Origin of the sequence: Massilia psychrophila (genome assembly GCF_002760665.1) — a bacterium.
Taxonomy (GTDB): domain Bacteria; phylum Pseudomonadota; class Gammaproteobacteria; order Burkholderiales; family Burkholderiaceae_D; genus JAFCUW01.
Map to the genome: position 1 here is coordinate 20,896 of NZ_PDOB01000036.1, position 19,071 is coordinate 39,966.

Consider the following 19,071-nt stretch of genomic DNA (forward strand, 5'->3'; position numbering starts at 1 on the left):
GGCGCAGACCTAAAATACCCGGCGCAGCCGGATCGATACCGCGCGCGGCGCTCCCGGCGCAAAGAAGACGGCGCCCTCGCTGTCGGTGTTGCGAAAGCTGCCGTCAGGCGTAAAGGCGCGCGGGCCCAGCTGCCCGACCGTGGCGTACTGGCGGTTGAACAGGTTGCTGACGTGGCTTGAGAGCGTCCAGCCCGGCGCCGGCGTATAGCTGGCGTTCAGGTTGACGACGGCGTAGCCCGGCACCCGGCCGGCGCCCGTCGTGGTGACGCCGTCAAGGTTGGTTGATCCGGCCACATGCAGGTTGTTCTCGTTGCCGCGCACAAAACTGCCGCCGATGGCGATCACTTGCAGGCCGGCCGACCAGGCGGGCGAAAACTGGTAGCCGGCGGAGGCCTTCAGGATCTGGCGCGGGATGGAAGGCATGCGGTCGCCAGGGCGCACCTCGATGGCGCCGTTCTCGGCGCTGCTGTTGGCCTGGCCGCCGAGGCGCTCGCTGGATTGGTAAGTGGCGTTCAGCCAGGTGGCGTCGGCGCTCAGGCTCAAGCGTTCGCCGACAAGGGCGACGCCGGCTTCGACACCTTGGCGGCGCGTCTTGCCGGCGTTTTTGAAAAACCCGGTGGAGGCCGAGTTGGAAACGAAAATAATGTCGCTATGGTTGTCACCGCGGAACAGGCCCAGGTTCCAGTGGCTGCGTCCGGTTAGTTTACCGCGCAGGCCAGCCTCCCAGGTGGTTGAGACGACCTGGTCGAGCGGCGGGTCGCCGGCCATCGAGTTCGGCAGGCGGCAGCCGAAATTCGGGTCGGCGCAGCCAAGTTCGATCGAGGTCGGGGTACGGCTGCTTTCGCTGTAGCCGGCGTAGGCGTTGATCGCCCGGCTTGGAGCGTAGCTTATGCCGACGGCCGGGTTGAAGCGGCGAAACACGTGGTCGCCATCGAGCGAGCCGCGCTGCTGGCCCTCGGTAGTGGCGTTATTGTAGGGAAACAAGTGGTCGCTGTTGACTAGGCGGGTGCGGTTGTAGCGGCCGGAAAGCGTCAGGTGCCAGTGTGGCCCCAGCGACAGCGTATCGCTGCCGAACACGCTCCAGGTGCTTACCTTGCCGCTCAGGTCGACGCGCTGGTCGAAAGCGTCTTCCGAATCCTGGCTGCCGTCGGCAAACGCGGCGACCGGGGTGATCGAGCGGTCGGGATTGAGGAAACCAAATTGCGACGACTGCGTGAAGCCGACGCGGCTGGCGTCCCAGGCGGCGCCAATCACGGCCTGATGGCCGGGCGCATCAAAACTGAGCTGGGCGGACAGGCCGGCGTTGCGCTGGCGGCTGGCGGTGGTGGTGACGAGGCCGGTACATTTTTCGTTCGGTTCGGCGTTGCGGCCAGCCTGGGCAATGCAGCGCCATTGCGGAAAGGAAGCCTCGCGTTCCATGGCGGGATTGCCAAAGCCGTTGGCGGCGAGCCAATCGCGCTCTGCCCCCTGCCCGGTGTAGTACACCTGTTTGCCCAGCGCTTCCTCGTTCAGATCGCCATTGTGCGTGCCGGTACGGGTGTTGCGGTAATACGCGTTGGCGGACACCCGCGCCTGGCCGGACAGCTGCGACATCGCTTCCAGGTTGACGAAGCTGGCGTGGTTGACGGTGGTGTCGGGCTTGGTAAACACGCTGGCGCGGCGCGGCGCGAGCATGTCGTCTTGCTGCAAGCCGTTGCCGTTCAGTTCGCTTTGGGCCCAGGCGTAGGTCAGTTTTAGCGTGGATTGCGTGGTGGACTGCCCGCTGCGCCAGCCCAGCTTGCCGAACAACTGGCCCAGGCGCGATGGTGAATCGTCGCGCCAACCGGCTTCGCGAAAGCCGTTGGCGGTCACGAACCAGTCGAGTGGAGCGCTAGCGCCGCCGTGCTGAATGCTGAGGTTGCGGCGGCCGAAACTGCCGGCCATCGCCTCCAATACGGTGCCACCATCGGACCGGCCATCCTTGGTGCGGATCGCCAGCGCGCCGCCCAGGGTGTTCAGGCCGAACAGGGGATTGGCGCCGCCCATCAGGCTGACCGTGGCGATGGCGTCTTTCGGGATCAGGTCCCACAGCACGACGTCGCCGAACGGCTGGTTCAGCCGCACGCCGTCCAGGTAGACCGACAGCCCCTGCGGCGTGCCCAGCAGTGGCGAGGCGCTGTAGCCGCGGTAGCTGACGTCCATCATCAGCGGATTGCCCTGGTTCTCGTTGACGTGCACGCTGCCCAGGCTGCGGTTAAGGAAGTCGGACAGGTCGATGGCGCCGCTGTTGTCGATGTCGCGCGCGGTAGCGCTCTGCACCGCCCAAGCGGTCTGTTCGATGCGCAAGCCGGTGCCGGGCAGGGGCGTGCTGGCGACGATGATGACCTGGGCCATCGCTGTCGGCGCCGGTTCGTCCGCCAGCACAGGCCCGCAGGCGAGTACCGCCAAACCGGTTAAGCCTGGTTTGATTCCCCATCCCGATGCTGTACCGATGACATCCCCCTTTGCGAATTTCGCCGTTGATCAAAGAACCTGCTGTCGCATTCACAATGCAGTTATCGCGCCAGCGCACACAAGCCGGCGCTGCAAGGCTATTTCGCTGCCGCCGGTTAATGTTGCAAGGCACCATGTTCCATTTTTGAACAGTCGATTTGAAAGTATGTGCCAAAACTGAACCAGGCCGTGCAATGCCCATTGCCCAGCGCCGCCACGCATGCATGGCGCGGGCGGCGCTGCGCCGCGTTCGGCATGGAACTTGCGTTCTCCCTGATGAGCCAACATAGGCAGCCTCAATTGGGGGAGACAAGTCATCAACACGCTGCAAGCGATCTTGCGCGGCCCCGCCATGGCCGCGCGCATGCCTGGCCTGTCGGTCGGGCTGCTGCTGGGCGCAGCGCTGCTGTACGCATTGCCGCAGGCGTTCGAGTCCGGCGCCGACAAGCGCGGCCTGTGCGCTACCTTGCTGGCCGGGCTGCTGGCGTTCTTTTTGCTGGAAAAATGGGCGACCCTGCAGTGCACGCGGCGGGCAGCGCTTGCAACCCACCATGCGTCCGACGCCATCCTGATCGGCGCCGCGTTCAGCGCCCGGCCCGAACTGGGCCTGCTGGCCGCGCTGGCCCTTGGCGCCCATCCGACGTCCCGCGCAGCGGGCGAATTCGTCACCCTGCCGTACCGCAGCCTGGCGGCAGCTGCCGGCCTGGCGTGCTACCTGACGCTCGAGCGCCCTCTGGCATGGATGCCCCATGTGCTGGTGCTCGCTTCAGCCGGTTTTCTATACATTGCCCTGAGCGAACTGGTGCCGAAAATCCAACAGCCGGCGTCGCATCGCGACACCATCGTGCAATTGCTGCTGCTCGGAATTGGCATGACCGTTGTGTTGTATTTTGCGGTCCCAGGTACCAGCCGTTGAGCATGTGTTTTATGGTTTATATAACATGCGGGATACGGAACAGCGTATTCTGAACTACGGACGCGATTTTTTGTCCAACGCAGACAAACAAATTACACAGTGGCGCTGGCCGGCGTGTGAAGCACGCGGCCATCAGCTACCGGACCTGAGGAGACAGCATGTCCAACTTTGCCGTGGAGCACGTCAAGCGCGTGCGTTCGGTTGTGCAAACCGGGATGGACCGCCAACCGGCCAGCAGCGCCGCGCATGGCGCGCCGGCTGGCGGCAGCCGCATCACCGAGTCGTGGATCCGGTGCCTAAACGACTACCATCTCGATCCCGACAGCCGCGACGATCCCGAAGTGGTCGGCTACACCGAACTGCAGGAGCGCCAGGAAAGCCTGGCCGACCTGCGCGCCGTGGCCGAAGTCGAAATGGCCGACCTGTACCAGCAACTGGCCGGTTCCGGCTACGCGATCATGCTGACCGACCGCGACGGCGTGCTGCTGAGCTTCTTCGGCGACCCCGGCTTTACCCACGCCGCCTCCAAATCCGGGCTGATGCAGGGCGCCGTCTGGAGCGAGCGGGTGCAAGGTACCAACGGCATGGGTACCTGCCTGGTCGAGCGGCGGCCGATCTCGGTTCACCAGGAAGAACACTACTTGTCGCGCAACATCGGCCTCTCCTGCGCGGCGGCGCCGATCTTCAACCATGCCGGCGAGCTGGTGGCCGTACTCGACGCTTCCGGCGAATCCAGGCTGGCCCAGCAGCACACCCTGGCGCTGGTCAGCGCCTCGGTGCAAATGATCGAAAACCGCGTTTTCCTGCACCAGTTCCGCAACGAATACATCGTGCGCTTCCATAACCGGCCCGAATTCGTCGGTACCTTGAGCGAAGGGGCGATCGCGGTCAGTGTCGCCGGCCGCGTGCTGGCGGCGACCCGCCGCGCGCTGCTCATGCTCGGCATCAAGAGCCCTCTCGAGATCGTCGGGCGCGACATCACCGATCTGTTCAACATTTCATTCTCCGGCCTGGTCGACTGCACCGTGAAAAAAGCGTTTCATCCGGTGCCGATTTTCGAAATTCGTAACGGCGCACGGTTTTTCGCCGTCAGCTACGCGCCGCTGCCGGCCCAGCGCGAAGCGCGCCAGCCAGCGCCAGCGGCACGGGTGCCGGCGGCGGACGCCGCCACCGCGCTCGACAAGCTGCAGTTCGGCGATCCGGCCATGCTGCACAACGTGCAAATCGCCAAGCGCGTGGTGGAGCGCAACGTCGCCGTCATGCTGCTGGGCGAAACCGGCACCGGCAAGGAAATGTTCGCCCAGGCCCTGCACCGCTCCGGCAGCCGCGCCGCCAAACCGTTTGTCGCCATTAACTGCGCTTCGATTCCGGAGGCGCTGATTGAAAGCGAACTGTTCGGCTACACCCCGGGCGCATTCACTGGCGCCCGCAAGGACGGGCAGTGCGGCAAGATTTTGCAAGCCAACGGCGGCACGCTGTTCCTCGACGAAATCGGCGACATGCCGGTGGCGCTGCAGACACGGCTGCTTCGCGTACTTGAAGAACGCGAAGTGCTGCCGCTCGGCGGCGGCGCCCCGATCAAGCTCGACATCCGTCTGATCAGCGCCACCCATTGCGACCTGCAAGAGCGGATCGGCCGTAAGCAATTCCGCGAAGACCTGTTTTATCGCTTGCAAGGCGTCACCATCACGCTGCCGCCGCTACGCGATCGCGCCGACCGGCCGCAACTGGTGCGCCACCTGGTGAGACAGGAAAGCGAAGGCGACGACAACGTCCGGGTCGACGACGAACTGCTCGCCGCCCTGGTCCGGCATTCATGGCCGGGCAATATTCGCCAGTTGCGCCACTTGCTGCGTACCATGATCGCGCTGCGCGAATCGGACCGGCTGACGATGGCCGACCTGCCGCTCGAGTTTGGCGCGGCATCGACGGCTGCAGCGAGCGTGACGGCGGAGACTGCGGCTGCTACGGCAGTCGGGCCGGCGCCGGACGCCAACCTGAACCCGCTTGAAAACGCCGAGCGCCATGCGCTGATCGAAGAGCTGACGCGGCATAGCTGGAACATCTCGACCCTGGCTCGCCAGCTCAAGATCAGCCGCAACACGCTGTACCGCAAAGTGCAGCGGCTGAAGATCATCAATCCCGACAAGACGATGTTGCATTAACCGGACCCGCCTCCTTTGAACAGTCAATCTTATAGCCAATCCATGCCGGGTCAATACACCCGCACCGCCATGGTCCTGCACTGGCTGATCGCCGTCTTGCTGATAGGTCAGTTCGCCTTTGGTTGGCTGCTCGACGAGATTCCGCGCAATACGCCGGCGCGCGGCTTCTGGATCAACCAGCATAAAAGCGTCGGCCTGGTGATCGGCATCTTGATTTTGCTGCGGATCGTCTGGCGACTGCGCCATGCGCCGCCGCCGCCGCTGCCGATGCCGGCCTGGCAACGGCGCGCAGCGCACGCCAGCCACCTGGCCATGTATGCCTGCATGGTGGTGATGCCGCTATCGGGTTACCTGGCGTCCAACTTCAGCAAGCACGGCATCAAGCTGTTCAACACCGTCAGGCTGGCGCCATGGGGCAGCGACGACAAGCTGCTCTATGCCATCTTCAACCAGACCCACAAGGTAACCGCCGTGGTGTTTGCCGTCCTCATCGGCATACACCTGCTCGCCGTCATCAAGCACACGCTGGTCAACCACGACCGCCTGTTGGCGCGCATGTGGAACGGCGCCAGCGCGCGCAGCTGATGTTGTAATTTTCTTTTTCCTGTCGTTTTTATTTTACTCAGCGAGATTTCATCATCGACAATTTAACCCGATCTGCCCGCCGCCTGCTGCCAACTGCGACCGTGCTGGCGCTGTTGGCCACCTCGCCCCTGCACGCGGCGCCGTTCGCCTATGTGCCCAATGAAGGTTCCGGCACCGTCTCCGTGATCGATACCGCCAGCGACGTGGTGGTGGCCCAAATCGCCGCCGGCAGCAAACCGCGTGGGCTGGCCGTCGGCCTCGACCGCCGCTGGCTGTACGTCAGCGACCAGCCGAACAACCGCCTGCAGCTGATTGACCTGGCCGAGCGCAAGCCGGCCGGCATGGTGGCGTTGGGCGAATCGCCCGAAGGGGTATCGATATCGAACGACGGGCGCTGGGTAGCGGCCGCCGTCGAAGGCAAAAACGAGATCGCATTCACCGACACGCGCACCCATACGCTGGCGTTTTCGATTCCGGTACGCGGCAAAAATCCCGAACATGCCGTGTTCAGCCCGGATGCACGCCTGGTGTTCGTCAGCGCCGAGGAAGGCGATGCGGTCGACGTCATCGACTTTGCCAGCCGCAAGCAGGTGGCGCAGGTGACGGTCGGCGCGCGCCCGCGCGGCATCGGCTTTTTGCCCGACAGCAGCCGGGCGTATGTCGCCACCGAGAACAGCAACGAAGTGTTCGTCATCGACACGCGCAGCTTCGCCATCGTCGCGCGCATCAAGGCCGGGCTGCGCGCCAACGGCATCGCGGTGCACCCTGGCGGCAGCCGGGTCTATGTGTCGAACGGCGGCGACGCCAACGTCTCGGTGATCGATACCGCCACCAACCAGGTGGTGGCCACCGTCGAGGTCGGCCAGCGGCCGTGGAACATGGCGCTTACCCCCGACGGCGCCAAGCTGTATGTCGCCAACGGCCGTTCCGGCAGCGTTTCGGTGATCGACACCGAGCGCAACGTCAAGCTGCGCGACATCGCCGTCGGCAAGCTGCCATGGGGCGTCGTGATCAGGTAGTACTTGGAGTCTATCGCGGTAGACCGAAGTCGCTTTCAGCGCGCCCGGCAAACGGCTGCTACGGGCACGTCGCTACCGGCTTACTTCTTCCTGCTGGGACAGGCTCGGCGGTTTCAAGTAACAAGGCTCCAGGAAGCAGCCAGATTCAGGCGCTGCCGAACGCCGCCACGTCGACGCTGACCGCGACCGGTTTAGTGCGCGCGCGCGGCGTGCCGGTCGGCCGTTCCAGCAAATCGAGCACCAGCGCGGCGGGATTGCAACCGATCGATGCATGCAGCCCGCAATACGAGGTGGTCAGGCGCGGGTTCACTTCGAGCACCACCACGCCTTGCCCGGTGACGATGAAGTCGACCCCGACATAGCCCCACAGGCCGGGAATGGCGGCGTTAACCGACTGCGCCAGCCGCGCGAAGCGGCCGGCATCGTCACAGATGCTGTTGACAGTCGTGCCGAGGAAGTGGAACTGGTTGTCGCGCACGGCAATGCGCTGCTCGTTGCAACTAAGCACTTGTGCGTCGTCCTCGCAGCACAGCAGCGACAAGCTGCCCAGCTTGCCCTGGATGAACGGTTGCAGCACGTAGCCGGCATCGCCGCTGGCGGCAATCCACGCCAGCGCCGTATTGGCGTCCGGGAAGATGCGGGTGTTCAGGCAGCCGGCGCCGTCGTCCGGTTTGACCACCCACCCCCCGCTCCAGTCCGGCAAAGCCTGGCCGGGTGTGTAAGTGGCGGCCACTGCCACGCCGGCCCGGGCCAGCGCGCGCGCCGTACGCAGCTTGCTGGCAGCGACCCGCAGTGCCGCCGGCCTGCTGCCAAGCAAAATTCGATTGCGCCTGAGCACCTGGCGCGACAGGCGCTCGAGCAGGCCGCCGGCCTCCGGCGCCAGCGGCCACACCGCGTCGGCCGCCTGCAGGCAGGCGTCAAAACGGTGCGCGAACAGGCCGGGCTCGCTGATGGTGATGAGCTCGATTTCGGGCAGTGCGGCCAGGTCGGCCAGCAGCGCGCCCAGCATGATGCGCCCGTGGTGCTTGAGCGAATCGGGCGACGTGGCGCCGGTTGAGCCATCGCCACCGCCGCCGGACGCGTAGTCGAATGCAAACACTTTCATGGCTGACACTTGCGCTCCCATGCTCTGCTCATGCCTGCTGTCCGCTGCCCGTTGCCGCTGCCGGCGATTGCACCGTCAGCGCTTGTCTTTCGTGGTGCTTACCAGGGTCAGTGTTTGATTCATCAAAGGTGCGTTGCCGGCCGGGCCGGCGAGCGCGCTGCCGACCCGGTACACGCCGCCGGGCACCTGCGCACTAATGACAAATGTATAACGCTTAGGAACATATTGTTCGAACCGCTTGGCCAGCGGGTCGTTTCGGTAGGGCTCGATGCTGACCTCGCGGCCATCGACCCGCTTGCCGCCGTAGGTGAAATGCGCCGGCCGCACTTGCGCCGCCTCGGCCAGCGCCAGCCGGATCCGCTTGCGGAAATAGTTGCTGGAGCCTCCAGTCAGCCGTTTCATCTCGGCGATGTCGTGCTCGAGGAAGCCGAGCAACGCCGGGTTGCCTTCGGCGCCTTCCACGCCAGGCGTCTGGCGCTGGCGAGTCCCGGACAGGAAATGCATCGTCACCGATGGCTTTCCGGCAGCTTCCCCTTCAGCCAGTACTACCTCGACCGTGTCGTCGAAGCCCGGTTCCAGGCTGCCCGCCTTGCGAAAGGCATACGTCAGCGTCAGCGGCGCACGCACGTTTTTCAAGTGATTGGTCTGAAACAGCAAGGTCTCGGCGGGCGAGATGGCTTGCGCCGTGGCGGCCCCCATTGCCAGCGCAAAACCAGTACAAACCAGCCCAACGATGCAGTGTCGTGTCGGAAAAATCATCGCTGGTTCCTCACTTACGCGCTGCGGCCTGCACCGGCGCTGGCGGCGCCAGCTCCAGCAGCGGGACACCGTATTGCGCCAGAATGGCATTAATCTGCGGCCGCTTTTTGTCGAGCGCCTCGTCGATCAATTTCTTGTACGCCGCTTCGCCGAAACGCGTCGCCATCGCGATCTCGAAATCGAACTTGACGCCGGGCTGCGGCTTCAAGGGGATGGCGACAATCGGCACCGTCTTCGACTGCTGGGAGAAATAGCCGGCGATCGGTCCCCAGATGAAGGCGACGTCGATGACGCCGCTGGCCAGGTCTTTTTCGACCATTTCTCCGGGATAGCGCTCGGCGTCGCCGGACTGCTGCTGGTACGACACGATCTGCTCGATCAGGCCATTTTCGAGCAGCCAGTTGGCAACTGGCGAGCCGCCGAATATGCCCAGGCGCAGCTTGGCGCGCTGGCCGGCGTCGAGCTTTTTCAGATCTTCCAACGTGCGAACGCCATCGAGGCCCTTGCCCTTCACATACGCCATCGAATACGTCGAGCGATAGTAGGGCCGGGTGGTCGCGCCCATGTCGAATCCGGCCGCGACGCTGGTCACCAGGTCGCACTTGAAAGTGTCCGAATCGGGCTCTTTGGCGCGCAGCGTGTTGCGGATAAATCCCATGCGCTGCGGGTACCAGGTGTAGTCGATCTTCCACCCCAGTTCGGTTGCCAGCAAGGCGGCGATCTTGTTTTCGAAGCCTTCCAGCGCGCGGTTGGAGAACGGCAGGTTGTTCGGATCCTGGCACACTCGTAATGTTTTTTGCGGCTCCGGCTCGGCTTGTGGTTGCGCCCGCAGCCCGCCTGCCGCCGCAGCCAGCATCAGGGCGGCAACCGTGCCGCGCGCCAGTTTGTTCGAGGTGCTTCGACGTAGTCTCACTTGCCGATCTCCTCGAGCCGGCCCGCGTTGATGGCACCGTCCGAGCGGCCCTTCAGGTAGGCGTACAGGTTGTCGATGTTGTCGACGACCTGCTTGCTGCCGTCGAAGTTCGGCATGCCTTTGGCGATGCGGCCCTGCAGCACGACGGTCTTGAATTCATCGGGTGTGAGCACCTTCAGGCTATTGACGAGCGACGGCCCGACCATGCCTTCCTGCGCCGCGCCATGGCAGCGCTCGCAAGCGAGCGAACGCCAGGTGCGCCAGCCCTTCAAGGTCTGGGTGTCGACCTTGTTGCCGTCGACGACTTTGTACGGCGCCGGCGCGGCCTGGGTGTTGGCAATGGCGGTGGCGCCGGCAATGCAAAGCACGGCTGTCAGCGCGGACAGTAATCCTTTTTTCATGGCTATTCCTCAAATAAGTGCAGGTGTTCCGTTTCTGGAACAAAAATCGATCCGACTGTGCTGCGGCGGTGGCTGCCACGACGGCCGCAACCGCGTTGCGGGTTCACTTGATATCGCAGGCGCTGCGGGCCTTGGCCTGCAGCGCCTTGTATTTGTTGGCCATTGCCTGGACCGACTCGGGATCGCGAAATGCGGCTCCGCCGGGTCCACGCAAGCCCTGGTGGCGCAGCGCCGTCGAAATCTCGACGTACTCGCTGTAGCCCACTTGCTGGGCAATCCGGTCGATGGTGCAGGAACACTTGTAGAGATATTCTTGTTTGCCCGGCTGAGCGGCCATGCATTCGAGTACGTATTCGACGCGGTCGGTGGTCGGAAAATCGTTCGCGTGCGCCACCATCGGACTACCGGCGGCCAGCAACAGCAGCAAGCGCATTTTTTTCATTGTCGTCTCCCTTGTTTTCAGGTTCTACCGATCACTCGTGTGCATGTTTCATGCCATGAGGGAGCACATGCGGCAAGAGCCGGGGGTAGCTTGGCGCGTTCCGGCAACCGGGCAAACTACCCGGCTGCCGGAATCACTCTGCACTCTGCGCGGAGATGGCTGACTTGAAGCGCTTACTGCGGCGGCAGCGCGAACACCGTCAAGGTACCGCCCAGGTTGGTGTACTTGGCCAGGTCCTTGTAACCGCCGACCGCGCCAAGGCCGTCGGTAGACTTGGTGAGCCCGGCCGCAAGGCCGATGCCGGCCCAGCCGCCGATGCCCGACAACACGCCAATGTACTGGCGGCCCTTATATTCCCAAGTGTTGACGTTGCCGATGATGCCGGACGGCGTTTTGAATTTCCACAGCTCCTTGCCGTTGTTGTCGACCGCCTTGATATAGCCTTCCAGCGTGCCGTAGAACACCACGTCGCCGGCCGTCGACAGCGCCCCGCTCCAGACCGAGAATTTCTCCGGCTTGGACCATACTATTTTGCCGGTACCGGCATCCCAGGCGATGAAATTGCCCATGCCGCCGTGGCTGGTAGGCGCCGGATACATCGACAGCGTCGCGCCGACGTACGGCTGGCCCGCGACATATTCGCTAGCGAACGGCTCGTAGTCCATGCAGACGTGGTTGGTCGGCACATAGAACAGCCCGGTTTTCGGCGAGTAGGACGCTGGCTGCTGATCCTTGGTGCCCAGTGCGGATGGGCAAATGCCCTTGCTGTTGACGTCAGGCCCGTTCTTGTCGGTGCTGTATTTGGCATTGACGATCGGGCGGCCGCTCTTCATGTCGATGCTGCTGGCCCAGTTCACGACCGGATCGAACTTCTGTGCCACCAACAGGGCGCCGGTGACGCGGTCGAGCGTGTAGCCGAAACCATTGCGGTCGAAGTGCACCAGCGCCTTACGGGTCTCGCCCTTGACCTTGACGTCGGCCAGGATCATCTCGTTGACGCCGTCGTAATCCCACTCGTCGTGCGGCGTCATCTGGTACACCCACTTGGCTTCGCCGGTGTCGAGGTCGCGGGCGAAAATCGTCATCGACCACTTGTTGTCGCCCGGCCGCTGGCGCGGATTCCAGGTACTCGGATTGCCAGTGCCGTAGTACATCAGGTTGGTCGCCGGATCGTAGCTGTACCAGCCCCAGGTGGTGCCGCCGCCGATTTTCCATTGGTCGCCTTTCCAGGTCTTCAGCGACGAGTCCTTGCCAACCGGCGCCATCTTGCCGTCGGTCCAGGTCATGGTGGTGGCCGGGTTGATCCGCATGTCCGTATCAGGCCCGGTGCTAAATGCCTTCCAAAGCTCCTTGCCGGTGTTCATGTCGAACGCCGTGATGCGGCCGCGCACGCCGAACTCGCCGCCGCTGATGCCGGTAATGACCTTGTCCTTGAAAATATGCGGCGCATTGGTGGCGGTTTCGCCGACCTTCGGATTACCCGTGACAACTTTCCATATTTCCCTGCCGGTCTTCGCATCGAGGGCGACAAGCGTGGTATCGGCCTGCTGCAAGAAAATCTTACCGTCCGAGTAAGCCACGCCACGGCTGACCGTGTCGCAGCACATCACCGGGATCACGGCCGGGTCCTGCTTTGGCTCGTATTTCCACTTGATGCTCTGGTCTTCGAGGTTGATGGCAAAGACATTGTTGGGGAACGGGCTGTGCACATACATGGTGTCGCCGATTACCAGCGGTCCACCTTCGTGGCCGCGCAGCACGCCGGTCGAAAACGTCCACGCCACCTGCAGCGTCTTGGCGTTGTCCTTGTTAATCTGCTTCAGTTCGCTGTAGCGCTGGTTGGCCATGCCGCCGGCCTGCATCGCCCAGTTCTGCGGATTCTTGGTGAGCGCTTCGACATCGGAAGCAAAAGCGAAGGCAGGCGCGGACATCAGGATTGCGCATTGCTGCCAGCGTTTAAAGTTTTTACTGGATAACATGACTAATCTCCTATTTAGTTTTTATGGTCGAACCAACTAAGTCAACCCGATATCCGCACCGCTTTGAGGGCGGTGCGAAAGTGAAACGCGATTAAAAAATTTTCTATTCTTTCACTTGAGCACGCCGGACAGCTTGGCGGCTTGGGTCGCCAAAGCATCCATCAATGGCGGCGACAGGCAGTCGTACGGAGTAAGCCCGAGTTCGGCCAAGGTGGCCCTGACGGCGCCCATGTTGTCCGGTTTGGCGCCGGACTCGATGATCGACGATACAAAAGCGGCAAATGTCGGTTGCGCCCAGCCGGACTGTGTCGAGCGCTCGGTGTGAACGAAGTCGAGGCCGAAAAATGCATGCTGGGTGTTTTCGATGCGGCCGTACATGTGCACGCCGCAGGCGGTGCAGGCGTGGCGCCTGATGGTGGTGTCCGGATCGACCACGTTCAGTTTGTCGGCGTTGGCGGTGACGGCAACGTTTTCGCGCGATATCACGGCAACCTGGGAAAACATCGCGCCTTCCGGTTTCCAGCACTTGGTGCAACCGCAGACGTGGTTGTGGGCGGTCTGCCCGCTGAGCACCACGGTGACCGGGTCGGTCGCGCACAGGCACGTCAAGGTGCCGCCGCTAAAACCTTCGACGGTCGGTTTGATACCGGCATCGACGGCCGGATGGATTTTCACTGCATTTTCCATAATATGTCCCTTGGTTTTGGTTGATTTAGTTACCTAACTACCGCTACCGGCGCGGGCTGGTGCCACGACGGTCATGTGAACGGCACTGCACCAGCAAAAAAATCGCCTGCTATTGCTCCGCATGAAAACGCAGGTGATCCTCGACGAACGTCGAAATGAAAAAATAGCCATGGTCGTAGCCGGCATGCCGGCGCAAGCGCAGCGGCTGCTGCGCATTGGCGCAAGCTTGTTCGAACGCCTCCGGAAACAGCTGCGCGGCAAGGAAGCCATCGGCCAGGCCCTGGTCGATCAAAATGCCTTTCGGGAACGGCGCATGGCGGCTTGCCATCAGCGCGCTGGCGTCGTTCAGCCGCCAGTGTTCCTGGCTGTCGCCCAGATATCCCGTAAACGCTTTTTGGCCCCAGGCGCACTGGCTTGGCGCGCAGATCGGCGCGAAGGCCGATACCGATCGGAACAATTCCGGATGACGCAGCGCCAGCACCAGCGCACCGTGCCCCCCCATCGAATGGCCGAAGATGCCGACCCGCGCAACATCGACCGGTAATTGCGCCACAACCAGTTGATGCAGCTCGAGTACATAGCTATGCATCTTGTAATGCGCGTTCCACGGCGGCTCGGTGGCGTCGACATAAAAGCCCGCCCCCAGCCCAAAATCCCAGCTGGCCGCTTCGCCGTCGATGGCCGCGCCGCGCGGGCTGGTGTCGAGCGTCACCAATATCATTCCCAGTTCGGCGGCCACGCGCTGGGCACCGCCCTTGAGCATGAAGGTTTCCTCGGTACAGGTCAGGCCGGCCAGGTAAAACAAGGCGGGCAGCTTGCCGCCGTGCGCCTGCGCCGGCAGGAACACCGAGAAACGCATCGGCAGGCCGATTGCATGCGACTGATGCGAATAGAAGCGCTGCACGCCGCCAAAGCAGGTGTGTTCGCTGATCAGTTCAAGCGTTTCAATGGTACTCATGGCGTTAATAGAGGACGACGGAACGGATCGACTCGCCGCTTTTCATCAGATCGAAACCTTCGTTGATGCGTTCCAACGGCAGCGTGTGGGTAATCAGGTCGTCGATATTGATTTTGCCGTCCATGTACCAGTCGACGATTTTCGGCACGTCGGTGCGTCCGCGCGCGCCGCCGAAAGCGGAACCTTTCCATTCGCGCCCGGTGACCAGCTGGAACGGGCGCGTGCTGATCTCCTGGCCGGCCGCTGCCACGCCGATGATGAAGGACTGGCCCCAGCCCTTGTGGGTGCATTCGAGCGCCTGGCGCATGGTGGTGGTGTTGCCGATGCATTCGAACGAATAATCGGCGCCGCCATCGGTCAATTGGACGATATGGTCGACGACGTTGCCGACCTCTTTCGGATTGACGAAATGGGTCATGCCGAACTTGCGCGCCATCTCGATACGCCCGGGATTGATGTCGACGCCGATGATCTTGTCAGCGCCGACCATCTTGGCGCCCTGGATGACGTTCAGGCCGATACCGCCGAGGCCGAACACCACCACGTTGGCGCCCGCCTCGACCTTGGCCGAAAACACCACCGCGCCAACGCCGGTCGTCACGCCGCAGCCGATGTAACAGGCTTTATCGAAAGGCGCGTCTGAGCGGATTTTCGCCAGGGCGATTTCCGGCACCACGATGTAATTGGAAAACGTCGAGGTGCCCATATAGTGCAACAGCGGTTTGCCATCGATCGAGAAGCGCGAGGTGCCGTCCGGCATCAGGCCGCGCCCTTGCGTCGCGCGAATCTGCTGGCACAGGTTGGTCTTGCGCGACAGGCAAAACTTGCATTGCCGGCATTCCGGCGTGTACAAGGGAATGACGTGGTCGTCTTTTTTGACGCTCGTCACGCCCGGTCCGACCTCGAGCACGATGCCGGCGCCTTCATGCCCCAAAATCGCCGGGAAGATGCCTTCCGGGTCGGCCCCGGACAGGGTGTAGTAATCGGTATGGCAGATGCCGGTGGCCTTGATTTCAACCAGCACTTCGCCGGCCTTCGGGCCTTCCAGGTCGACTTCTTCGATCGTCAAGGGCGAAGCGGCTTTCCAGGCAACAGCGGCTTTGGTTTTCATGGATCAGGTTTTCCAATTAGAGGTGATGAAGCTGGCGCCGGCGCACGCGGCGCGACAACTTATTCTCTTAATAGCAAAACACATGCCACTCAATTTTCGCGCCAAGGCAATGGATGGCCAGCATGCCAGAGCACACCAGAAGGCCGAGACTGTTAGGAAACCGGAACACCGGGCGCTCCGGCGTGTTCGGTTAATGGAACAGGTGGGCGAACAGGTGCGAGCGAGCCGCAGGCCTGGCCTGGCCCGCAGAAAAATCAGGCGGGCCGATGGCCAAGCGCGATGACGCAAGCACCAAGCAGCGCCAGAGCGACGCCGGTGTAATCGTTCCATGTCGGGGTAACCCGGTCGACGACGTACAGCCACGCCAGCGCGGTGGCAATGTAGACGGCGCCATAGGTCGCATAAACCCTGCCGCTGGCGGCCGGATGCAGTGTCAGCAGCCACACGAAGGCCGCCAGGCTGATCGCCGCCGGCACCAGCAGCCAGGCCGACGCTTTCCCGGTCAGCCACAGCATCGGTAAATAGCAGCCCACCAGTTCGGCCACCGCGGTGGCCGCGAACAGGCCCAGGGTGCGGGCCAGGTCGAGCGCATCGGTGCTCATGGGCGGTTTAATTCGGTGCTGGAAAATGCCGGTGCAAAGTCGCGGCAGCGCTTAATCAACGACATCAACGACATCAACGATAGGCGCTTGAGCTCCTCGTCGCGATAGGTGCGTTGGCCGTTTGCAGCGCGCAAGAGGCGCGGCGGCGAGCCGATTGGCGCGCAATAACGGATCGTCGGGACCGGGCATCGCGTCTGCATGGACAGCGCGCAGATCGTCATGGTCGATGTGGACAGATGCATTCCTCGCAAACCTATGACAACAATATTGATGGCCAAGTCATCGCGTTTCCCGGCGTCTATCCCACGCCGGTCTAAGAAACGCTGCTGACGGCGCTGTGTTTCGCCGTGCTATGGTCGCTGCGCAAGCACCGCTTCAAGCCTGGCTGGCTCGGTGCGGTGAATCTGGTGCTGCCGGTCTCGAGCGCCTGGCGATCGAGCAAATCGGCGTCAATCCGGTGTTCGATTTATTCGGCGTGCGCGCCACGCAGGCGGAGATGATCGCGATCGGGCGATCAGCCGATCGACACGCCGGCGCCATGCGCCTGCTCGTCGGCATGGTACGAACTGCGCACCATCGCGCCGACCGCCGCGTGCACGAAGCCCATTTTATAAGCTTGCGCTTCGAACATTTTAAACACGTCCGGGTGCACGTAGCGGCGCACCGGCAGGTGCGAATTCGACGGCGCCAGGTACTGGCCGATGGTCAGCATCTCGACGTTGTGCTCGCGCAAGTCGCGCATCACCTGCAGAATTTCTTCGTCGGTTTCGCCAAGGCCCACCATGATGCCGGACTTGGTGACCGCCTGCGGGTACAGCGCCTTGAAGTCGCGCAGCAGTTCGAGCGAGTGCTTGTAGTCGGCGCCGGGGCGCGCTTCCTTGTACAAGCGCGGCACGGTCTCCAAGTTGTGGTTCATGACGTCCGGCAGGCCGTCTTTAAAAATCGCCAGCGCCTTGGCGAGGCGGCCGCGGAAGTCCGGCACCAGCACTTCGATGCGGGTTTTCGGCGCCAGCGCGCGGGTTTGCTGAATGCACTCGACGAAGTGGCCGGCGCCGCCGTCGCGCAGGTCGTCGCGGTCGACCGAGGTGATGACGACGTACGACAGGCGCAGTTCGGCGATGGTCTTCGACAAGTTGCGCGGTTCATCCACGTCGAGCGGGTCCGGGCGGCCGTGGCCGACGTCGCAGAACGGGCAGCGGCGGGTGCATTTGTCGCCCATGATCATAAAGGTCGCAGTGCCTTTGCCAAAGCATTCGCCGATGTTCGGGCAGCTCGCCTCTTCGCACACCGTCACCAGCTTGTTGGCGCGCAGAACTTCCTTGATTTCGTAAAATCGGCTGGAAGCAGACGCTGCCTTGACGCGGATCCAGTCCGGCTTTTTGAGGCGCTCGAATTCGGCAACCGGCACGATCTTGATCGGGATGCGCGACGTCTTGCTGGCGCCTTTTTGCTTGTCGCTGGCGTTGTAGGCCGGGGCGGTGTCGGTGTCAAGAGTCATGTGGCTGCGCGCCCAAACGGGCTTCGGTTAGTTGTTCGGCTGGCTCCAGCAGGCTGATCGTTGCCAGCTGCCTTACCAGTTCATGCGCCAGCGCCTGCTGCACGTCGGCCAGCGCCGCCGTCACGCCCAGGCTGCGCATGTCCACCGTCGCCAGGCCAGCATAGCCGCACGGGTTAATCCAGGAAAACGGCGCCAGATCCATCGCCACGTTGAGCGACACGCCGTGATAGGTGCAGCCGTTGCCGCGCACTTTCAAGCCGAGCGCGGCAATTTTTGCGCCTTTGCGCTCGCCGCCGGCCAGGTAGATGCCCGGCGCGCCGGCAATCCGCTCCCCGTCCAGATTATACGCCGCCAGCACTTCGATGATCGCTTGCTCGATTTTGTGGACAAATTGCTTTGCGTATAACTTGCCCCCCGGCTTGTTACGCCGCAGGTCCATCAGCAGGTAAATCACCACCTGGCCGGGGCCGTGGAAGGTGACTTCACCGCCGCGGTCGGTTTGAATCACCGGGACGTCGTGCGCCGCCAGCACGTGCGAGCGGTCGGCCCCCAGGCCCAGCGTAAACACCGGCGGGTGCTCGACGATCCATAGTTCGTCTTGTGTGGCGGTGTCGCGGGCATCGGTAAAGGCGCGCATCGCGGCAAACACGGGCGCGTACTCGGCGCGGCCGAGGTCGCGGATGATGGCCGGCGCTTGGCGGGTTGAGGTCATGTGGGCGGTCGCTGACAGGTTATGGAGCGCTGTCATTATAAGGGAGCAGGGGTGCGGGCGCTGGCACCGGCCCCTTCGGATTAGCGGCGGCGATGAATAGCCCGGGCCTTGCCCTTACATCACGATCTTGACCATGGGGTGGCCCGACAGCGCGCGGTACAGGTCGTCGAGCTGGGCGCGGCTGGTGGCGCGCACCATCACGGTCAGGCCGGTGTAGTTGCCCTTGGCCGAAGGCCGCACTTCCAGGCGGCCGAGGTGGAACGTCGGGTCATACTCGAGCACGACGTCGACAACGGTGGCGGCGAAGTCTTCATGTGTGGCGCCCATCACCTTGATCGGGAAGTCGCTCGGGTATTCGATCAGGGAGTCGACGGGGGGAATCGGTTGCATGGCGGGTCCTGTCTTGAAGTGAAATGAAGCAGCTGCCCGCGGTAACGGGCTGGCATGACTGCATTGTAGTCAAAGTCCGGGTTTGAACAAAGCGCCGGCGCTGGACGCGCAAAACGGCAAACCGCTGGGCTGAGGTTTCCAGCCCAGCCGTCATGTCACCGTTCGCGTTCTCCGTCGCGCTTATGGTCGCCCCGGAAAGGGCGCGGCGCCGGTTCCCCCGCGGCCGGCTGGGGCGCATGGCGCAGCGGCGCAGCAGCAGAAGCAGGAGCAGGAGCTGACGGCGGCGGCGGCGGCGGCGGCGGCGGCGCAGCAGCCGGCACAGGCTGCGGCGCATGGCGCAGCATGGCTGGTGGGGGC

The 19,071-nt window shown here is 63.3% G+C and carries 20 protein-coding genes; 4 read left to right on the plus strand and 16 right to left on the minus strand.

The annotated features are described in order from the left end of the window. Positions 1-9: 9 nt before the first annotated feature. A complete protein-coding gene (locus CR103_RS18075) occupies positions 10-2,427 on the minus strand; it encodes a TonB-dependent receptor (RefSeq protein ID WP_229443602.1) in 2,418 nt (805 codons plus the stop codon). A 382-nt stretch (positions 2,428-2,809) separates the two neighbouring features. Here CR103_RS18075 and CR103_RS18080 point away from each other — a divergent pair, with 382 nt between their 5' ends. The 4 genes from CR103_RS18080 (at position 2,810) to CR103_RS18095 (ending at position 7,157) form a co-directional block, all read left to right on the plus strand. Next, positions 2,810-3,388, plus strand: coding sequence for a ZIP family metal transporter (locus CR103_RS18080; protein WP_229443604.1), 579 nt, complete (start codon positions 2,810-2,812; stop codon positions 3,386-3,388). Between the two features lie 158 nt (positions 3,389-3,546). After that, a complete protein-coding gene (locus CR103_RS18085) occupies positions 3,547-5,553 on the plus strand; it encodes a sigma-54-dependent Fis family transcriptional regulator (RefSeq protein WP_099917328.1) in 2,007 nt (668 codons plus the stop codon). A gap of 42 nt (positions 5,554-5,595) precedes the next feature. Then, positions 5,596-6,138 (plus strand): cytochrome b, encoded by a 543-nt coding sequence (locus tag CR103_RS18090; RefSeq protein WP_099917329.1) that lies wholly within the window; start codon positions 5,596-5,598, stop codon positions 6,136-6,138. Positions 6,139-6,239: 101 nt separating this feature from the next. Further along, on the plus strand, positions 6,240-7,157 hold the full coding sequence (locus CR103_RS18095) for a beta-propeller fold lactonase family protein (RefSeq protein ID WP_218968497.1): 918 nt from the start codon (positions 6,240-6,242) through the stop codon (positions 7,155-7,157). Between the two features lie 145 nt (positions 7,158-7,302). On the opposite strand, the gene CR103_RS18100 is transcribed toward CR103_RS18095, so the two are convergent. The 15 genes from CR103_RS18100 to CR103_RS23045 form a co-directional block, all read right to left on the minus strand. Then, a complete protein-coding gene (locus tag CR103_RS18100; RefSeq protein WP_099917331.1) occupies positions 7,303-8,262 on the minus strand; it encodes an ATP-grasp domain-containing protein in 960 nt (319 codons plus the stop codon). Positions 8,263-8,337: 75 nt separating this feature from the next. Beyond that, positions 8,338-9,021: a hypothetical protein gene (locus CR103_RS18105; protein WP_143752666.1), complete on the minus strand. Its 684-nt coding sequence runs from the start codon at positions 9,019-9,021 to the stop codon at positions 8,338-8,340. Positions 9,022-9,031: 10 nt separating this feature from the next. Next, positions 9,032-9,934: a quinoprotein dehydrogenase-associated putative ABC transporter substrate-binding protein gene (locus CR103_RS18110; RefSeq protein ID WP_229443606.1), complete on the minus strand. Its 903-nt coding sequence runs from the start codon at positions 9,932-9,934 to the stop codon at positions 9,032-9,034. Then, entirely contained in the window at positions 9,931-10,335 is a 405-nt protein-coding gene (locus CR103_RS18115; RefSeq protein WP_099917334.1) for a c-type cytochrome, read from the minus strand. The genes CR103_RS18110 and CR103_RS18115 overlap by 4 nt, the downstream gene beginning before the upstream one ends. Before the next feature lie 103 nt (positions 10,336-10,438). Further along, positions 10,439-10,777 carry a hypothetical protein gene (locus CR103_RS18120; protein WP_229443608.1) on the minus strand — a complete coding sequence of 113 codons (339 nt, stop codon included), beginning with the start codon at positions 10,775-10,777 and terminating at the stop codon, positions 10,439-10,441. Positions 10,778-10,950: 173 nt separating this feature from the next. Then, a complete protein-coding gene (gene thdT / locus CR103_RS18125; protein ID WP_099917335.1) occupies positions 10,951-12,708 on the minus strand; it encodes a thiol dehydrotransferase in 1,758 nt (585 codons plus the stop codon). A 159-nt stretch (positions 12,709-12,867) separates the two neighbouring features. Continuing rightward, positions 12,868-13,443 carry an S-(hydroxymethyl)glutathione synthase gene (gfa, locus tag CR103_RS18130; RefSeq protein WP_099917336.1) on the minus strand — a complete coding sequence of 192 codons (576 nt, stop codon included), beginning with the start codon at positions 13,441-13,443 and terminating at the stop codon, positions 12,868-12,870. A gap of 109 nt (positions 13,444-13,552) precedes the next feature. Then, complete coding sequence (fghA, locus tag CR103_RS18135; RefSeq protein WP_099917337.1) at positions 13,553-14,401, minus strand: S-formylglutathione hydrolase; 849 nt, start codon at positions 14,399-14,401, stop codon at positions 13,553-13,555. 4 nt (positions 14,402-14,405) lie between these two features. Then, positions 14,406-15,512, minus strand: a complete 1,107-nt coding sequence (locus CR103_RS18140; RefSeq protein WP_099917338.1) for an S-(hydroxymethyl)glutathione dehydrogenase/class III alcohol dehydrogenase — start codon at positions 15,510-15,512, stop codon at positions 14,406-14,408. Between the two features lie 254 nt (positions 15,513-15,766). Then, entirely contained in the window at positions 15,767-16,114 is a 348-nt protein-coding gene (locus CR103_RS18150; RefSeq protein ID WP_099917340.1) for a YnfA family protein, read from the minus strand. Continuing rightward, positions 16,111-16,392, minus strand: coding sequence for a MerR family transcriptional regulator (locus CR103_RS18155; RefSeq protein WP_143752667.1), 282 nt, complete (start codon positions 16,390-16,392; stop codon positions 16,111-16,113). The genes CR103_RS18150 and CR103_RS18155 overlap by 4 nt, the downstream gene beginning before the upstream one ends. 236 nt (positions 16,393-16,628) lie before the next feature. Beyond that, positions 16,629-17,612 carry a lipoyl synthase gene (gene lipA / locus CR103_RS18160; RefSeq protein WP_099917342.1) on the minus strand — a complete coding sequence of 328 codons (984 nt, stop codon included), beginning with the start codon at positions 17,610-17,612 and terminating at the stop codon, positions 16,629-16,631. Beyond that, on the minus strand, positions 17,602-18,324 hold the full coding sequence (lipB, locus tag CR103_RS18165; protein WP_099917343.1) for a lipoyl(octanoyl) transferase LipB: 723 nt from the start codon (positions 18,322-18,324) through the stop codon (positions 17,602-17,604). Before lipB ends, lipA begins: the two co-directional genes overlap by 11 nt. 114 nt (positions 18,325-18,438) lie before the next feature. Further along, a complete protein-coding gene (locus CR103_RS18170; RefSeq protein WP_099917344.1) occupies positions 18,439-18,714 on the minus strand; it encodes a DUF493 family protein in 276 nt (91 codons plus the stop codon). Between the two features lie 155 nt (positions 18,715-18,869). Then, a partial coding sequence (locus tag CR103_RS23045) for a hypothetical protein (protein WP_218968499.1) occupies positions 18,870-19,071 on the minus strand: 202 nt, incomplete at its 5' end.